19 protein-coding genes and 3 pseudogenes are annotated in these 16,304 nt (G+C 69.3%); 12 read left to right on the forward strand and 10 right to left on the reverse strand.

Going from position 1 to position 16,304, the window contains the following annotated elements:
• The first annotated feature begins 132 nt into the window (after positions 1–132).
• On the forward strand, positions 133–948 hold the full coding sequence (locus OG390_RS04285; RefSeq protein ID WP_406165052.1) for an SAM-dependent methyltransferase: 816 nt from the start codon (positions 133–135) through the stop codon (positions 946–948).
• Between the two features lie 91 nt (positions 949–1,039).
• On the forward strand, positions 1,040–1,582 hold the full coding sequence (locus OG390_RS04290) for a hypothetical protein (protein WP_406165053.1): 543 nt from the start codon (positions 1,040–1,042) through the stop codon (positions 1,580–1,582).
• 93 nt (positions 1,583–1,675) lie between these two features.
• Here the strand turns inward: OG390_RS04290 and OG390_RS04295 are convergent, their stop codons facing one another.
• The 3 genes from OG390_RS04295 to OG390_RS04305 form a co-directional block, all read right to left on the reverse strand.
• The gene (locus tag OG390_RS04295) at positions 1,676–2,197 is read right to left on the reverse strand and encodes a hypothetical protein (RefSeq protein ID WP_399089959.1); all 522 of its coding nucleotides are present in this window, start codon (positions 2,195–2,197) and stop codon (positions 1,676–1,678) included.
• 188 nt (positions 2,198–2,385) lie between these two features.
• Positions 2,386–2,919: a DUF6624 domain-containing protein gene (locus tag OG390_RS04300; RefSeq protein ID WP_406177493.1), complete on the reverse strand. Its 534-nt coding sequence runs from the start codon at positions 2,917–2,919 to the stop codon at positions 2,386–2,388.
• 35 nt (positions 2,920–2,954) lie between these two features.
• Positions 2,955–3,596 (reverse strand): ATP-binding protein, encoded by a 642-nt coding sequence (locus OG390_RS04305; RefSeq protein ID WP_406165054.1) that lies wholly within the window; start codon positions 3,594–3,596, stop codon positions 2,955–2,957.
• Between the two features lie 154 nt (positions 3,597–3,750).
• On the opposite strand from OG390_RS04305, the gene OG390_RS04310 reads away from it, so the two are divergent.
• Entirely contained in the window at positions 3,751–4,563 is an 813-nt protein-coding gene (locus tag OG390_RS04310; protein WP_406177495.1) for an SDR family NAD(P)-dependent oxidoreductase, read from the forward strand.
• Positions 4,564–4,586: 23 nt separating this feature from the next.
• Here the strand turns inward: OG390_RS04310 and OG390_RS04315 are convergent, their stop codons facing one another.
• The gene (locus tag OG390_RS04315; protein ID WP_406165055.1) at positions 4,587–5,999 is read right to left on the reverse strand and encodes a hypothetical protein; all 1,413 of its coding nucleotides are present in this window, start codon (positions 5,997–5,999) and stop codon (positions 4,587–4,589) included.
• A gap of 252 nt (positions 6,000–6,251) precedes the next feature.
• On the opposite strand from OG390_RS04315, the gene OG390_RS04320 reads away from it, so the two are divergent.
• The 4 genes from OG390_RS04320 (at position 6,252) to OG390_RS04335 (ending at position 8,836) form a co-directional block, all read left to right on the forward strand.
• Complete coding sequence (locus tag OG390_RS04320) at positions 6,252–7,118, forward strand: helix-turn-helix domain-containing protein (protein WP_406165056.1); 867 nt, start codon at positions 6,252–6,254, stop codon at positions 7,116–7,118.
• Between the two features lie 3 nt (positions 7,119–7,121).
• A complete protein-coding gene (locus OG390_RS04325; protein ID WP_406165057.1) occupies positions 7,122–7,358 on the forward strand; it encodes a DUF397 domain-containing protein in 237 nt (78 codons plus the stop codon).
• A 135-nt stretch (positions 7,359–7,493) separates the two neighbouring features.
• Entirely contained in the window at positions 7,494–7,991 is a 498-nt protein-coding gene (locus OG390_RS04330; protein WP_406165058.1) for a hypothetical protein, read from the forward strand.
• A 35-nt stretch (positions 7,992–8,026) separates the two neighbouring features.
• Positions 8,027–8,836 carry an SAM-dependent methyltransferase gene (locus OG390_RS04335; RefSeq protein WP_406165059.1) on the forward strand — a complete coding sequence of 270 codons (810 nt, stop codon included), beginning with the start codon at positions 8,027–8,029 and terminating at the stop codon, positions 8,834–8,836.
• 9 nt (positions 8,837–8,845) lie between these two features.
• On the opposite strand, the pseudogene OG390_RS04340 reads toward OG390_RS04335, so the two are convergent.
• The 3 genes and pseudogenes from OG390_RS04340 to OG390_RS04350 form a co-directional block, all read right to left on the reverse strand.
• Positions 8,846–10,244: pseudogene (locus OG390_RS04340) on the reverse strand (FAD-binding oxidoreductase).
• Between the two features lie 159 nt (positions 10,245–10,403).
• The gene (locus tag OG390_RS04345; protein ID WP_406165060.1) at positions 10,404–10,622 is read right to left on the reverse strand and encodes a LuxR C-terminal-related transcriptional regulator; all 219 of its coding nucleotides are present in this window, start codon (positions 10,620–10,622) and stop codon (positions 10,404–10,406) included.
• Between the two features lie 220 nt (positions 10,623–10,842).
• A pseudogene (locus OG390_RS04350) lies at positions 10,843–11,238 on the reverse strand (Tn3 family transposase); the annotation flags it as partial.
• Positions 11,239–11,459: 221 nt separating this feature from the next.
• On the opposite strand from OG390_RS04350, the gene OG390_RS04355 reads away from it, so the two are divergent.
• The 4 genes from OG390_RS04355 (at position 11,460) to OG390_RS04370 (ending at position 14,074) form a co-directional block, all read left to right on the forward strand.
• A complete protein-coding gene (locus OG390_RS04355) occupies positions 11,460–12,539 on the forward strand; it encodes a protein kinase family protein (protein ID WP_406165062.1) in 1,080 nt (359 codons plus the stop codon).
• Positions 12,540–12,636: 97 nt separating this feature from the next.
• Positions 12,637–12,804 (forward strand): hypothetical protein, encoded by a 168-nt coding sequence (locus OG390_RS04360; RefSeq protein WP_406165064.1) that lies wholly within the window; start codon positions 12,637–12,639, stop codon positions 12,802–12,804.
• 93 nt (positions 12,805–12,897) lie between these two features.
• Complete coding sequence (locus tag OG390_RS04365; RefSeq protein ID WP_406165066.1) at positions 12,898–13,455, forward strand: GNAT family N-acetyltransferase; 558 nt, start codon at positions 12,898–12,900, stop codon at positions 13,453–13,455.
• A 124-nt stretch (positions 13,456–13,579) separates the two neighbouring features.
• Positions 13,580–14,074, forward strand: a complete 495-nt coding sequence (locus tag OG390_RS04370; RefSeq protein WP_406165068.1) for a hypothetical protein — start codon at positions 13,580–13,582, stop codon at positions 14,072–14,074.
• A gap of 39 nt (positions 14,075–14,113) precedes the next feature.
• On the opposite strand, the gene OG390_RS04375 is transcribed toward OG390_RS04370, so the two are convergent.
• The 3 genes from OG390_RS04375 to OG390_RS04385 all read right to left on the reverse strand — a co-directional run bounded on the left by OG390_RS04375 (position 14,114) and on the right by OG390_RS04385 (position 15,798).
• Positions 14,114–14,428, reverse strand: coding sequence for a hypothetical protein (locus OG390_RS04375; protein ID WP_406165070.1), 315 nt, complete (start codon positions 14,426–14,428; stop codon positions 14,114–14,116).
• A 38-nt stretch (positions 14,429–14,466) separates the two neighbouring features.
• Positions 14,467–15,033 carry an ATP-binding protein gene (locus tag OG390_RS04380; RefSeq protein WP_406165071.1) on the reverse strand — a complete coding sequence of 189 codons (567 nt, stop codon included), beginning with the start codon at positions 15,031–15,033 and terminating at the stop codon, positions 14,467–14,469.
• Between the two features lie 249 nt (positions 15,034–15,282).
• Complete coding sequence (locus OG390_RS04385) at positions 15,283–15,798, reverse strand: pep a2 (protein ID WP_399089986.1); 516 nt, start codon at positions 15,796–15,798, stop codon at positions 15,283–15,285.
• A 304-nt stretch (positions 15,799–16,102) separates the two neighbouring features.
• On the opposite strand from OG390_RS04385, the pseudogene OG390_RS04390 reads away from it, so the two are divergent.
• Positions 16,103–16,294 (forward strand): annotated as a pseudogene (locus OG390_RS04390) (DUF5133 domain-containing protein); the annotation flags it as partial.
• Positions 16,295–16,304: the final 10 nt, after the last annotated feature.

A 16,304-nucleotide genomic window follows, 5' to 3' on the forward strand; every position in this document is an offset into this window, starting at 1 on the left:
GTGGCGCGCGGCGTGTGTGGCCAAAAGTCGTACGTCGACGCCGAGTTGAGGCGGCAGAGCCGGGCGGGTACCGCGCCGGTTCGTCTAGGTTGATGTTCGACCGTCGAACATCGCTGCGCAGGAGGCGCTCCCGTGTCAGACCCTGATCCCCAGCTCGTCGCCGCCGCCGGTATACGCGCCCGGATCGATACGAGCAAGCCCCACTCCGCGCGCTTTTGGAACTACTTCGTCGGCGGCAAGGACCACTACGAGGTCGACCGTGAGATCGGCGACCGCATCAAGGAGATCTTCCCCGGCCTGGTGGACGTGGCACGCACCAGCCGTCATTTCCTGGGCCGTACGGTCCGGTATCTGGTGGTGGACCAGGGCATCCGGCAGTTCTTGGACATCGGTACCGGTCTGCCGACCGCCGACAACACCCACGAGGTGGCGCAGCGACTGGCACCGGACGCGCGGATCGTGTACGTGGACAACGACCCCATGGTGCTCGCGCACGCCCGTGCCCTGCTGACCAGCACGCCCGAGGGCGGGACCGCGTATCTCGACGCCGACCTGTACGACACCGACGCCATCCTCAAGGCCGCCGCGGGCACGCTGGACTTCTCCCGGCCGGTCGCCCTGATGATCCTCAACACGCTCGGCCATGTCGCCGACCACGACCGGGCGCACGCGCTGGTCTCCCGGCTCATGGACGGCCTTCCGCCGGGCAGTCACCTCGTCATCTGTGACGGCACCTCCACCAGCGAGGGCATGATCGCGGCGTCCGAGGCCTACAACTCCAGTGGCGCGGTGCCGTACTACGTGCGCAGCGTCGAGGAGATCGGCGGCTTCTTCGACGGACTCGAACTGGCCGAGCCGGGCATCGTCCAGGTCACACAGTGGCGTCCGGAACCCGGTGGTTCGTCGAGCGACGTCGACGCCTACGGCGGGGTGGGACGCAAGCCGTAGTGATCCGGCCTGGCGGGGCGAGAGGCACGGTGACCGCGGGAATCGCCCGCCGCCTCATCACGCCCCATGCGCCCCTGCGACACTGAGCCGCATGGACCCTCGACACCTGAGACTCGGTCGCCGTCGCCTGTGGCTGGGCAGCGCGGCCTGCTTCCTGGTGCTCGGACCGGTCGGGTGGGTCCTGGGTGGCTGGATTCCGGTCGTACTGCTGTCCATTGTCCTCGTCGCGGCCACGTCGGTCGCGCACTGGAGGGCCCCTTCGTGGCTCGGGCCCGCCATCACGAAGGGGCAGCGGGAGAGCCGCCGGGACGTGGCTACCTTCTGCGTGGTCATCGCCGTCAGCGGGTATGCCCAGCCCCTCACGCTGCAGTCCGGTTCCCCACGGGACCTGGCGGCCCTGCGCCTGGAGGCGTACCGGGCCGCGGCCGACGACGATCTGTCCGAGAAGCTCCGCCATCTGGCGGCCGACGCGCTGGCCGCCGCCGACCAGGCGTACGGCGAAGACACGCCGGCGGGCTGGCGAGCGGCCCGGGCGAGCGCGGAGCGACTGGCGCACGCCGCGCAGGAGGGCAATGCGTACGTGCGCCAGCTCCTCATCCAGTGGGTGGAGCAGAACCCCGCCGGGGAACGTTAGGGCCTGTCCTTCGGATCACGCCGGTCGACCCACGCCGCGTCACAAGCTCCGCGGCCCAGGCGTGATCCGAACTACAGGCCCTGGGCCCGGCGCTCACGAGTCCGCTTCCCTCCTCAGGAAGTTGCTCACCTGGCAGGCGAGGCTGTCCCTTGCCGTGCCGGGACGCGTCTCCGCGTCGTCGGCGGAGGTCTCGTACAGGTCGATGCCGCCCGCCCAGAGGTAGCGCTCGGTCCACTCGTCATCGACCTTCAGCTGGATCTGGATGTCCACGCGGTGCAGGACGGCGTCGGGGCCCGCGGAGTACAGGACCGCCGTGGCCCGGCGCAGCGGGTAGACGTCGAAGCCCTCGATGAACTGTGAGTTCCGCCAGTCGAGGAACGCGCTCTCGCCGTCGGCGCCGACGCGAATATCGATCTGTCCGTCTTCGAGATGGATGCCGAAATGCTCGGTCGTGCGGTTTTCAACGGTCACTCGAAATCTGAAGTAGGTGAGTCCGTCGGCGGCGTCGTCCCGGCCCCGCGGCGGCTCCGCCTTTTCCACACCGTGGACGCGGACACGCAGACCGGCATGCTCGTCGTACTCCTGCCAGTCCCCGACCACGTTCGGCTCGCGCACAGTGCACCTCTCACCTCAGAGAGCTGTTTCCTATCTGTGCTCCGAACGCAGTGTCAAATGCGCGGAACATACCGTGGCCAGGGATTTCCCTTTTCTTGATCGGCGATCAAGCCGTGCCCAGCCAGAACCTTTCCCCGGCGGCCGCGACGGCATTTCCGTGCGTGCTGCACATCACGTCCGGCGGCGGCTCATCCGTCCGCGCGCAGCGTCCGCATCTGCTCGTCGAGCGGCCCCAGCCCGACGTCGCGCCGGCGCTCGTCGAGGGTCTGGGGCCGGCGGATCGGGTACGGGCGGAGGGTCAGGGGATTGACACGGGTGCCGTAGAACTGCGGCCGGCCCTCCTCGACCGCGCAGTGGTCGGCGATATAGGCGTGGTGCAGGGCAGGGCAGCACCCGTCCGCCGCGGCCTGGGCGATCAGGTCGCGGCACCTGACCTGGAAGTCGAGATCGGCGGCGTGCAGCAGGATCATCAGGGCTGCCGTCGAGGCGGGCGCGCCGACCAGGTCGGCGGTCGGCCAGCCGTGCCGTTCGACGATCGTCCGGAGGGCTTCGGCATTGGCCTGGCGGCACTCGTGGAGGGCGCCTCGGCACCACGAGGTGGGGTCCACCCGCGCCTGCCGCATGAGGTGTCGCTCCTCGTCCGCCCGGCGCACCAGCTCCCCGGCGAGAGCCGCCGCGAGCTCCGGGACCATCCGTCGCGCGGCCTCCTGATCCTGGCGCATGTCGTCGTCGACCGCGAGGTGCCCCGGGTAACCCTTCACGGCATTCCTTGCAGCACCAGCGCGAACCACACCTTCTTGCCCGAGCCGCCCGGGTCGGGCGGTGCGGTGCCCCAGTCGTCGGCCAGCGCGGCGACGATGGCCAGTCCGCGTCCCGACTCCTCGGCACCGTCCGTCGTACGCGGGCACGGCAGGGCGGACGAGCTGTCGGCTACCGTCACGCGCAGCTCGCGCGCGGTGTACTCGATGGTGACGGTGATCATGTTCGCGCGGTCGGGACTTCCGTGTTTCACCGCGTTGGCGAACAACTCGTCGGTGGCGAGGACAGCGTTGTCGCGGCACTCGGGCGGCAGCCGCAGGTGGGTGAGGTGCTCGGCGAGTATGGCCCGTACGCCCGCCGCGCGCGAGGGGTGGGCGGGGACGGTGGTCCGCAGGAGGTGGGCTTCGCTCACGGGGATCACGTGCGTCGCGGGGATTGCGGGGCTCACAGGGGTCGGTGCGGACACGGGGATCATGGCTGCCTCAGCGGGCCGAGCCGTGCCCGCGGGCGCGCGGTCGTCCGCCGCGTTGACGCTGTGCGCCGCCGCGGGCACATCGTGCGCCACTGGGGGCGACGGCGCGTGTATGTCCTGCGCCAGTGAGGGCGACGGCCCGCGGCGATGCGCCCTGGATACCGTCATCGATCCTCCTTCGGATGCAGCCCGGGTGGGGGACGGTCTCGGTGGCTGCCCGTGCAGCCAACACGCCGAAGCGGCGGGTGGACCAGGGGGTATGGGGGTTGTCCGGTTGCAGGCACGTAGTGGCATTGGATGTATGTTCGATCGCGTGAGGAAAGTGAGCGGGGGGCTGACGGCGGTGCGACGGAGCGGTGGCACCGGATGGTCGGGGGTGCGCGGCAAACGCGTACTGGTCACAGGTGGTACGCGGGGGCTCGGCGAACAGATCGTGCGACTGTTGGCCGCCGAGGGCGCGCGAGTGGCGACCTGCGCGCGCACCGCCCTCGACCTGGAGGCGCTGGCCACGTCGATGGACTCCGCCGTGTTCACCCAGCCGCTCGATGTCACCGCGCCCGAGGAGCTGGAAGGGTTCGTCGCGGCTTCGGCGAAACGTTTCGGCGGCTTGGACGGGGTGGTGGCCTGCGCGGGCGGTTCTCGCGGGGGCGGCATCGAGCAGGCGGATGCCGAGGACTGGGCGGCGACCTGGGACGTGAACGTCGGCCATGCGGCACGGCTGGTGCGGGCGGCGGTCCCGCACCTGCGGGCGGCGGGCGGCGGCTCGGTCGTGGTGATCTCGTCGATCTCCGGCTGGAAGCCCGGCCCGCACGCCCAGTACGGGGTGGCGAAGTCCGCGCAGATCCATCTGGCCGCCTCGTTGGCCCGCGAGCTCGGCGCCGACGGCATCCGCGTGAACGCCGTCTCCCCCGGGTCGATGCTCATCCCCGGCAGGCGCTGGGACCGCATGCGCAGGGAGGAACCCGAGGCGTTCGCCCGATTCGTGGCGGCCGAGCTTCCGGGCGGAGCGCCGGTCGCGCCGCAGGAGGTCGCCCGCGTGGTGGCGTTCCTGCTGTCGGACTGGTCGAGCGGGATCTCGGGCGCCCACCTGCCGGTCGACCGTGCCCAGAACGCCCCCTCTCCCGACGGGTACTAAGGCACCCGGCGGACCGGTACCGGTCATGCCACCGCTCCCAGTACAGCGCGCGACCTGCGCTCGAATTCCTGCACCACGGGCTCGTGGCGGCGGGGCTCGAGCCGCTTGCGGAAGTCGCGCAGGGCCTGGATCGACCGTTCGCTGTGCACGGTGCTGAGGGTGGCGAGCGCCTCGGTCGCCGTGCCGACGGCCTCGTCCAGCCGGTCCTGCTGGAGATGCGCGGTCGCGAGCACGGAGCGGCTGATGGCCTGGCGCCTGCGCCGGTCCGCATTGGCGCTGAGCGATTCGCTCGCCGTGCGCTCCGCCTGCGCGGCAAGGCCCAGGTCACGGAAGCACAGGGCGGACTCGGCCTGCAGATAGTGGTGGTCGAGATAGCGCACCCACACCGACTCCTGGGCGGCTCCCCTGCTCGCGTCCAACTGCCGCTCGGCCAGGCGAAGCGCCTCGGAGGCCTCGTCCGAGCGGCCCCGCGCGGCGTGCCCGCGCGCCGACATGGCGTACAGGCGCATCAGGCCGAGCGGGCTGCCCGATTCCTTCGCGGTGACGATCCCGGCGCGGGCCAGGGCCACCCCCTCGTCGGGACGACCGAGGTTGGTGGCCAGATGGGAGAGTCCGGCCAGGATCTGACCGCCCAGCACCCGGTCGCGTCCCTCGGCGCACAGTCGCAGCGCCTGGGTCATATAACGCTGCGCCAGGCCGTACTCCCCCGCGTCGTACGAGCTCCACCCGGCCATCGCGGCCAGGCGCGCGGCAGCGGCGTACAACTGGCGGCGCAGCCGCGGCGGTGTACCGCGCCGCTGCAGCAGGGGAACTACCTCGGTGGACAGGTAGTGCACGATGCTGGTGCGCACTCCGCCGCCGCCGTAGTGGTTGTCCATCTGGTCGAACATCGCGATCATCGCGTGCACCTGCTCGACCGGCCCGCCGCTCGCCACCAGGGTGGGTTCGACGGCGTCGCGGTGTTCCAACAGCCAGAGCAGCCATTCGCGCTGAGGGATCGTCAGTGCGGCCGCGACAAAGGGGACCGAGCCGAGGAGGCTGCGGCGGGAGATGTCGGTGGACCCCAGTTCGGCCAGGATATGAAGGGTTTCTGCCACGTCTTCGCCATAGATGAGCGCCCTGCCTGCAACCGGGCGCTGCTGATCGGAGTGGAAGCCGAGGTCCGCGGGCGACACGGCGCGGCCGAGCCGCTCGGACAGGACGGCGGCGATCAACTCCGGTGTGGTTCCCCGCGGTTGCTGACCCTGGAGCCAGCGGGTGACCGACGCCTTGTCGTAGTGGGAATCCGTGCCCTGACGGCGGCCCAGCTCGTTGACCCGCAGGGCGAGTGAGGCATAGGAGCAGCCGGCTTCCTTGAGGGCGTCCGCCAGCAACTTGTTGACCCCGGTGGGGGCCTTGCCGGCGTTCCTCGCTTGCCCGTCGGTCACGGTGGTCATCCCGGTCTCGCCTCACGGTCGCGTGCGGCTGCGCCCAAACGCACCTGGCGGGACATCAATTCCCGTACGGCCGAGCACAGTTGCTCGTCGTCGCCACGGAGTGTGCGACACGTCACTCGATCACTATGGCGGCCGACACAGTCAGCGTGCAACCGGCGTTCTGATAATTTCAGAACGTTTCGCATCGCCCTGTCTCTGTCATCGACCACGTGGCACACTGCACGCTGTGACGGCCGTTCCGGGAGGTAGGACGTGAGCGAGAACCGCTCTGGCGGCAGCGCACCCACGGTCCTGCGGATGGTTCTCGGAAAACGGCTGCGACAGCTGCGGGAACGGGCGGGGGTGTCGTTCGAGGACGCGGCACGGGCCATCGAGGTCACGCCGCTGACGGTCCGCCGGATCGAGAAGGCCGAGGTCGGCCTCCGGATTCCGTACGTCCGGGAATTGCTGCACGCCTACGGGGTTCCGGCGGCGGAGATCGACGACTTCCTGGCCCTGGCCAGGGAGGCCAACCAGCCCGGCTGGTGGTACAAGTACCGCGACGTACTGCCGGAGTGGTTCAGCGCCTACGTGAGCCTGGAGAGCGAAGCCAGCGTCATCCGCCTCTACGAACCCCACTACATTCCCGGCCTGTTGCAGACGTCCGACTACGCCACCGCGCTCATGCGCGTCGGCTTCCCCAACGAGTCGAAGGAGGACATCGCCCGCCGCGTCGCCCTGCGGATCAAACGTCAGGACCTGCTCGCCAAGCCGGACGCGCCCGCGATCTGGGCCGTTCTGGACGAGACGGTGCTGCGCCGTCCGGTGGGCGGGGCCGAGGTGATGCGAGCTCAGATCGACCGGCTGCACGAGGCCCTCGACCTGCCGAAGGTCCGGATCCAGATCATGCGTTTCAAGGTGGGCGCCCACCCTGGCGCCTTCGGACCGTTCCACCACTTCCGCTTCGGCTTCTCCGAACTCCCCGATGTCGTCTACACGGAGAGCCTCGTCGGCGCGGTCTACGTCGACCGGCCCGACGACGTCGTCAGCTATCTCGAAGTACTGGACCGGATGTCCGTGCAGGCGGAGCCGGTCGCTCGGACCAGGGCCATCCTGGGTGAACTGCGTAAGGAGTTGTGATCCATGGGATCCGTCTACAGCGGCATGCCCGCCGTCGATCTGGGCACCGAGGGCTGGCAGAAGCCCTGGAGCGGCACGAACGGCGGGAGCTGTGTCGAGGCCAAGCGGCTGCCCGACGGCAGTGTCGCCTTCCGTCAGTCCAGGGACCCCGAGGGGCCGGCCCTGGTCTACTCCCGGGACGAGATGACCGCGTTCCTGCGGGGCGCCAAGTCCGGGCAGGCCGACTTCCTGATCGCCTGAGCATCCTCCGCGCAGGACCCAGCGGGTGCACCACTACGCCCGCACAACCGGACAACCCGCACGCCTACTCCCGCCGTGCGGGTTGTCCCCCACACACTGAGGGAGTCGCTCGTCTGGGAGGGAGTGGGTGCGGGGATGATCCTCCACCAGGCCCTCGCCCAGTGCCGGACGCTGGTCGTCGAGGGCCCCGACGGCACCGGCAGGAGCGCCCTGATCACCGAACTGGCCCGCCACGGATTCATGATTCGCCGCTCGCGCGGGGAGCTTCACCATGTGAACCCCACCCAGCCCTACCGCGAACTCCTCGCCGCGCCAGGGTTGTTGGCCATCGACGGCAGCCTCGTCCACGAACTGGTCTACGGCCCGCTGCGCCGCGGCCGCTCCCGGGTGACGTGGATCCAGGCACTCGACTTCGCGGAGGCGGTGGCCGAACGCGACGGCGCGCTCATCCATGTGACGGGCGAGGCGGACGACACCGAGGCGGTCGGCGCATACGAGCGGGCGCTGCGCACCCTGGCCCAGCATGTCCCCGTCGTGACGGTCGAGGCGGCGGAACTGGGCCATCCGATCCGCGGTCCAGCCTCCCCTCTGCCCCAACTCAAGGGCCACATACAGGCGTTGACGATAGGTTAGAGACCGACCGCGTGACGTACGGCAGGAGACATCCCATGGCAGACGGCCAGTCCACCCCCGACCAAGAGGCGCTGTCCAAGATCGACACCACGGTGCCGCACTCGGCTCGCATCTGGAACTACTGGATGGGTGGCAAGGACAACTACGAGGTCGACCGGGAGGCGGGCGACGCCTACCGCGAAGTCGCACCGAACATCGAGACCATGGCCCGCGCCTCCCGTGACTATCTGATCCGCACCGTCACCTTTGTGGCCGGCGAACGCGGCATCCGCCAGTTCCTGGACATCGGCACCGGCCTGCCCTCGTACGACAACACCCACCAGGTCGCACAGCGAGTGGCTCCGGAGTCGCGCATCGTCTACGTCGACAACGATCCCCTGGTGCTCCGTCATGCCCAGGCGCTGCTCACCAGCACCCCCGAGGGCGTCACCAACTACATCGACGCGGACCTGCACGAGCCCGAGAAGATCATCGAAGCGGCAAGCCGCATCCTGGACTTCGACCAGCCCGTCGCCCTGATGCTCATGGGCATCCTCGGCCACGTCCAGGACTACGAGGAGGCCAAGTCGATCGTCCGCCGCCTCCAGGCCGCCCTGCCCTCCGGCAGCTACTTCGTGCACTACGACAGCACCGACACCGACGCAGCCCTCAAGGAGGCCCAGCAGGGCTACGACGACACCGGGGCGATCCCGTACGTGCTGCGCAGCCCCACCCAGATCAGCGCGTACTACGAGGGCCTCGAACTGATCGACCCCGGCATCGTGTCCTGCCCGCTGTGGCGCCCGGAGCCCGGCACGTCGCCCGAGCCCACGGACGTCCACGGGGGCGTGGCCCGCAAGCCGTGATCAGGACCTTCAGGCCTGTGCCGCCGGTTCGATGTTCTGGTTCAGGCGGAACAGGTTGCCGGGGTCACGGTCGGCCTTGATCCGTGCCAGGCGGGCGTAGTTGTCGCGGTAGGCGGCCCGTACGCGCCCCTGGCCCTCGTTCATCATCATGTTGACGTAGGCCCCGCCCGCGGAGAACGGGTGCAGCGCGTCGGAGTAGTCGACGCTCCACCGCCTGATGAGGTCCGCGTTGGCCGGGTCGGGGTCCACGCCCGCGAATACTGACGCCCAGCCGGCGTCGCGGTAGCTCCACGCGGTGTCCGTCGGAGCGTGGTCGTGAACGGCGCCGTCGATGGGATACAGGTGCATCGTCGACTTCCACGTGGGCGTCTCGGCAGCGAACTTGGCGTGCAGGTCGACCGCGTCGCCCGGGATGTCGTTGACGAAGTCCGCACGCCAATACCAGCTGGTCGCCCGGCGGGTAGAGCCCGTCGAACGCGGACTGGATCGCGGGGTGCGGCATCGGCGCGGGGCCGTGCAGCAGTGGCTCGGGGACGGCGTCGAGCAGGGGAGCCATCTCCCTGGCCGCCGCCTCCGGATCGTCCCCGACGCGGCACCACACGACGCCGCAGACCTTGCGCAGGTGGATCTCCTCCGGGAACGGCGGGCCCGGAGGGACGGAGCCGAACAGGAAGAAGGCGTTCAACTCGCGGGGCGCGTGCGGGAGGAAATCGCGGTAGGCGGTGAGGACTTCGGCGCCGAGTTCGACGGGCCAGAAGGTGGGGCCGGCGACGACCGTGCCCACTTCGTGCAGCCGGAACAGGAACGAGGTGACGACGCCGAAGTTGCCGCCGCCACCGCGGATCGCCCAGTACAGGTCGGTGTTCTCGTCGGCGCTCGCGCGTACGCGCTCCCCGTTCGCCAGGACGAGCTCGGCCTCCAGCAGGTTGTCGATGGTCAGCCCGCACTTGCGGGTGAGGTGCCCGATGCCGCCGCCGAGAGTGAGGCCTCCGACGCCCGTCGTGGAGATGATGCCGCTCGGTGTGGCCAGGCCGTGCGCGTTGGTGGCGCGGTCGACCTCGCCCCAGACGCAGCCGCCGCCGACCCGTACCACGCGGGCGTTCGGGTCGACCTCGACGTCCTTGAGCGGGGAGAGGTCGAGGACTACCCCGTCGTCGCACGTTCCGAGGCCCGCTCCATGGTGGCCGCCGCCGCGCACCGCAAGCGGTAGGCCGTGGTCGCGGGCGAAGCCGATGACCTGAGCGACGTCCTCGGGGCCGCTGCACCGCGCCACCAGGGCCGGCCGCCGGTCGATCATCGCGTTGTACACGGTGCGGGCCACGTCGTACCCGGAGTCCTCCTCTCCGATCAACTGCCCCTTGAATCCCACCAGTTCCTGACGTGCCGCTTGTGCCGGCGTGATCGTCATGCGCATCCCCCGTTTCTGGGGACCGGTACCGGGGCCCATGTCCGGGCTCCCTGTGCCAGTCTCCCTCCGATGGGTCCGATGCGCCTGTTCTAGTCCGGCTCCTCGGCGGGCAGGTATCCGTGCCCGCCACCCAGCTCGCTCCGGCCGGCTACCTACCTTTCAGCGGCCTGGCAACATGCCCAGCTCCACTGCACGGGCGACGGCCTGGCGTCGGGTGTGGACGCCGAGTTTGTCCAGTACGGCGGAGACGTGGTTGTCCACCGTGCGCACCGACACCACCAGCTTCTCGGCGATCTCCGGGTTCGTCAGCCCCTCCGCCAGCAGCCGCATGACCTGCACCTGGCGTTCCGTGAGGCCGGCGGGGTTCTCCCGGGTCACCGCGAGCGGGCCCCTCGGGATCCGGCGTATCCCGAGCGCCCGCGGACCACACGGGCGAGCGGCTCCGCGCCCAGGGCGTCCAGAGCGGCGAGCGCGGTGAGCTTGTCGCCGGCTACCCCTGGGCATTCATCCTGACCGCGCTCCTGATGCTGACAGCTCTCGTCCCGGCCTGGTGGGACCAAACGGCAGCGCGCAAACAACGTACGACGACCAGGGAGGATCAGGCGGTGACGTCAGAGGGGCAACGGTGAGCGATTCCCTGCACCCTGCTTGAGCAGCGTGGCCGAGGAGATGACGCCCTCCGGACGGAGACGGCCACCCGCATGAGGTGGCGGAACTGGGACTCGATCAGGTCCCAGTCGATGACGTTCTTGCCCGGCTCGCCGAACAGGGCGTCGATGTGCACGTACTCGCTCTGCTTGCTCGGCCGGTAGAAGGTCAGGCCCTTCCAGTTCCTGATCCTGGGCATCAAGTCGAAGCCCAGCAGGTGGGCAAGGGTGAAGACAGGCAGCGACTGGCCCTGCGTATCGGCGTGCACGGTGGTGGGCTTGACCTCGGAGGCGTTCTTGAACAGGCCCTCGATGATGTAGACGGCCTCCCACACGGTATCCGGGGCGAACGGGTGAACAGCGGCCGTTTGCGCAGGTAGAACGTTTGCGGTCGTGTCCGTAAGAGATCGATGTCAGGAGCCTCGTGGCGAGGGCACGGCATGGCCTGAGGCAGCGTCGTCGCGCCGGGTGACTTCGAGCACCTGCTCCTTCGACAGCCCCGGCGGATAGGCTCGACCACGTCCGTGAGATCGCCGAAGCCCTGGTTCCGGGCACCGAGGAGTCGTCGATGCACCATCCGGACCCGCGGTATGCCGCGCGGCTCGCCACGTATGGGACTGTGGCCACGCGCCTGTCCCTGCTGAGTGACCGTCGGCTCGGTGAGGTCGTGGCCGCGGCCGACCCGCTAGGGTCCGGCATCGGCGGCAGGTCGGCGGAACTGGACATCGATGACACGCGGGTGTTCGTCAAGCGGGTCCCCCTGACGGACACCGAGTTGCGGCCAGAGAACGCGTGGTCGACGGCAAACCTCTTCGAACTGCCCATGCTCTACCAGTACGGGGTGGGCTCAGCCGGGTTCGGGGCCTGGCGAGAGCTGGCCGTGCACGTCATGACCACCAACTGGGTCCTCGGCAACGAGTACGCGGGCTTTCCACTGATGTACCACTGGCGCATCCTGCCTGACTCCCCTCCCGAAGGGTTCGCCGACGAGTTCGGGGGCATCGACGGGGCGGTCTTGCACTGGGAGGGCTCATCGGCCGTGCGCGAGCGTCTGGAGGCCATCGGCCGGTCTTCGTCCAGCCTGGTGCTCTTCTTGGAACACGTCCCGCAGACACTCGGCGACTGGCTGCACGACTACCGGACCGCCGCGCCGGAGGGCGGGGAGGGCTCGCCGTACCCGTGGGTGGAGGAGGCCCTTTCGCGGGGGACTGCCTTCATGAGCTCGCACGGACTCGTCCACTTCGACGCCCACTTCGCCAATGTCCTGACCGACGGTCGGCTGTTGTACTTCGCGGACTTCGGACTCGCCCTGAGTTCCGGCTTCGAACTGTCAGCGGCCGAGGCGAAGTTCCTCTCCGGCCATCTCGCGTATGACCGCTGCCACACCGCGAGCCATCTGCTCCGCCACCACCTGCCCGATGGCCTGCGCGGCGATATGGAACACGATGCGTTCCTGCGCGAGTGGATCGCCGGCCACCGGCCCGATGGCGTCCCGCGCGAGATCGCCGCGATCATCGACCGGCATTCCCGAGCTGCCGTGGTCTTCGGCGAATTCGCCCGTCGTCTGCTCACCGAGAGCAAGCGGACGCCATTTCCGGCCGCCGAGGTCGGGCGGGCCTGGGGCACTGCGGTCGCGGCGCGCCACTGAGGCCAGACTTCGGCAGAAGGTCGCCGTCAGGACGTCTCGGGTTGGGTGGGCAATAGTCCGCGAGTTCCGAGTTCGTCCGCAGGTCCCTGCCTCCCCGATGAACTGCGTGCACTGCGGCAGGCCGCTGCCCGAAGGGTCGCGGCGAGACCGGGCCTACTGCGACAACAAGTGCTTCAACCTGTCCCACACCACCGCGAGCCGCTACGCGGCCATCGCCCAGAACCTGCTCGACGACCAGATCGAGCAGACCAGCGAGAGCGAATGAGTGAGCGTTTGGCAACCTCGAAGGGCAGGTCACAGGCAATTTAGGGTTCCCAAAGCCCTGGACACGAGATGCCGGGAATTGATCCAATACGGGATGACGTCGTTTTGGATGGGCAAACGGGTACGCCTGCGCGGCATCGAGCCCGACGACTGGACCGCGTTCATGCGCTTCGCCGCAGACGAGGAGCGGTTGGGAGACCTGCTGCACCCGCCCCGTTCCACTGAGGGTTACCGCGTCTGGGCGAAGGAGCAGGCCGCTGCCAAGCCCGATAGCGACTGCTTCCAGCTAGCGATCGAAGCTGTCGACACGGGGGAAATAGTCGGTGCTGTCGGCTCGCACCACGCTGACCCACGTGGGGGCTGGTTCGAGTACGGCGTGACGATCGGCGCTGAGCATCGTCGCAAAGGCTACGCGGCAGAAGCCGCGGTGCTGCTGCTGCGCTTCATGTTCGACGAGCAGCGTTACCACAAGTGCCAAGCACGGATCTTCGCGCACAACGAGGCATCGCTAGCACTTCACCGTCGGCTCGGATTCGTCGAGGAGGGCCGCCTCCGTGAGTTCGTGTTCCTCGCCGGTGGTCACCACGACCTCGTCATGATGGGCATGCTTGCTGACGAGTTCGCCCAACTGCACTCGATGAGCGGACTGTGAGTGGGTGCTGAGATCCATGTGATGGGCGGCCAGGCTGGTTCTCCCCCTCTCTGTCAGCCTGTGGTGGGGACGCTCGGCCACGAGCAACCCCGCCCCGCTCGCCCAACACCAGCGGCTCGCCCTGTTGCGGCAGGCCTTCGACCAAGGCGACATTCCGCTCCAGGACCGTGTGGTCGCCGCGCTCGTCCTCCTTTACGCACAACCGCTCACCCGGATCGCTCGGATCACCACCGACGATGTTCTTCACGAGGACGGCGAGGTACTAATCCGGCTCGGCGATCCTCCTTCGCCCGTCCCCGAACCGCTTGCCGGAGTGCTGCTGACCTATCTCGGCCAGCGACCGAACACCATGACCGCCACCAACCCCAACGCCCGGTGGCTCTTTCCCGGCCGCAGGGCTGGACAGCCCATGACCCCGCACACGCTCGAACTCAGGCTTCGCCACCTGGGCTTCCCCACCCGGCGAGGACGCACGGCGGCCATCCGCCACCTCGTTCTCCAGGCTCCCGCACCCGTGATCGCCCGCATGCTTGGCTACCACGACGACACCACCGCCCAGCTCGCCGCCGAGGCAGGAGGAACCTGGCGCCACTATGCTCCCGGCGACCACACACGGTGACACCAGCGCCTCAATGACCAAGGAATAGACGTCAGTCGATTACGCGAGGTCGCCAGTTCGATCCCCCCTGGACGGTGCAGGAAGGCGAGCACGACCCCGCCGAGCTGCACTCTGATTCACCAAGATCATCCCGTGGCGGCTTTTGGGGTCACCTTGGCTGGACCCCAACAGCACGTTGACCAGCGGGAGCTCCGCTGCCGACGGCACCACGGCCAGCTGCTCCAGCGCGTCACGAGTGCCGTGGTCCAGCCCCCGCAGGCGGGCCAGCACGGCGTCCACGACCGTCGGCGGTACGTCCCCGGTCCCGCCGGCCGCCACCACCTCGGCGACGAAGAACGGGTTGCCCGACGTCACCTCGTACACCTCGGCCGGATCCAGGCGGCTGGCGGCGCTCAGTCGGCGTACGGCCGCCGCCGAGAGCCGTGCAGCGGCAGGCGGTGCACGCGCTCGGCACGGGATACCTGGCCGAGCAGATGGCGCAGGGGGTGTTCACGGCCCAACTCGTCGTCGCGGTACGTCAGGACCAGCACGGCCGGGAGCCGCTCCACTCGGCGGACGAGGAAGCGCAGGGCATCGAGCGAGGCCTCGTCCGCCCAGTGCACGTCCTCGACGACAAGTACCGCAGGATGCGGCCCCGTTCTCAGTTCGACCCGCAGGGCGTCGTACACCCGATGGCGGTCGCCACCCTCGTTGAGCGCCCGCGCCAGTTCCGGCCCGACGCTTCCCACCAGGTCACGGAACGGCCCGAGCGGCCGTCGCGTCGCGAGGTCGTCGCACTCCCCCAACAGCATGCGCGCCTCGGCGGGCAGCACCTTGGGCAGGGCCTTGACCAGGCTGGACTTGCCGATACCGGCTTCGCCGAAGACGAGCGCCACGGACCCGGCGCCGTCGGCCGCTTCGCGCGCGGCGGCAGCCAGCTGGGCGAGCTCGCGGTCGCGTTCGCGGATCCCCCGATCCACGGCGCAATTGCGGCACGCGCCGCGCTGCCCGGCGGGGCGTCGACGAACTCGCCATGGTGCGGCGGGATGCGCGGACATACGAAAATCCCCGACCGCGTCGATAATGCGATCGACGCGGTCGGCGACTTCGGTGAACGGGGCGGAGCCGGTTCCTCCGCCGTCGATGGCCGCGCCCGTTGGCTCGGGGCACCGCTTCCGGTGCGTACCCGGTCACCGCAGGGCGTTCGCGGCCTCGATGTCGTCAGGGGGTCACCCGACGGCCGCGACAGCCTCCGTATCCTCTCGGAGGTCGGCGAGCGCCGGCTCCGGCAGCGGCGCCTCGCGGGGCGCCCGGCGCGCCTCCTGCAGGCTGGGGACGGGTGCGGCCGGGACCAGAGGCGCGCGTTCGGCGGCCCGGGCGCGCCACGAGAACCAGATGATCTTGCCACCGGCGCCCGTGGCGCAGCAGCCCCAGCCGTCACTCAGCGCAGCGATCTGGGCCAGGCAGCCCTGCGGCGCGTTGTGCGGTCGGATGTCCTGGTTGTTGTCCGAGACGGCGGCAATGAGGTGCTGGCCGTTCCACCACATCTCGATGGTCGTGTTCTTGTCCGCCGCGTGCTCCTCGATGGTGTGGAGCAGCGCTTCGGCACAGTGGCAGACGGACTCGACGAGAATCTCCAGGTTCCAGTACCGGAGGTGGGCGGCCAGAATGCGCTTGACCTGTCCGACCCGTTCCGGGCTGACCTCCACGTCGAGGTGGTAATAGCAGGGCACTGCAGCTTTCATCGTCGTTGGCTCCTCACGGCGAAGCTCCCGCTTCTCCTCGCCCTGGCGGGCCGAGCCCCGATCACAAAGCGTGAGCACTGATCGCTTCTGAGTCAGTCCCAGAGTGCGAGCACTACTCCATACGTGCAACACGAGAGCACCCCCCAATGTGGTTGAAGACCCAACAAGACGCTCGGTGGCGGTGCGGGCACCATGGGTGAGGGCTCTGACCTCTGTAACGGATCGGTGCCCCTGCGTGCACGGCCCTCACCCGCCATCCCGGCCAGCCGTGTGCGGTCGAGAGAGTGGGAAGGTGACCAGCGTGATGCTGCTGCCTGCCAAAGCCGAGGTCGCCAGGCATCTGGAGCGATACCGGGCCTGGGAACGCCTGCTGCTCGCGGCTCCCGCCGACCACGTGGTGCGGGGCAACTTCGAGAACACGGGGTACACCCTGTGCGTCCTGATGGGGAAGCGCTGCGCGCGGGAGGCCGCAGACGCCGCCGAGCACTATCTGCGGGACCTTCCGG

The sequence above is a fragment of the Streptomyces sp. NBC_00996 genome (genome assembly GCF_045162675.1).
Lineage (GTDB): Bacteria > Actinomycetota > Actinomycetes > Streptomycetales > Streptomycetaceae > Streptomyces.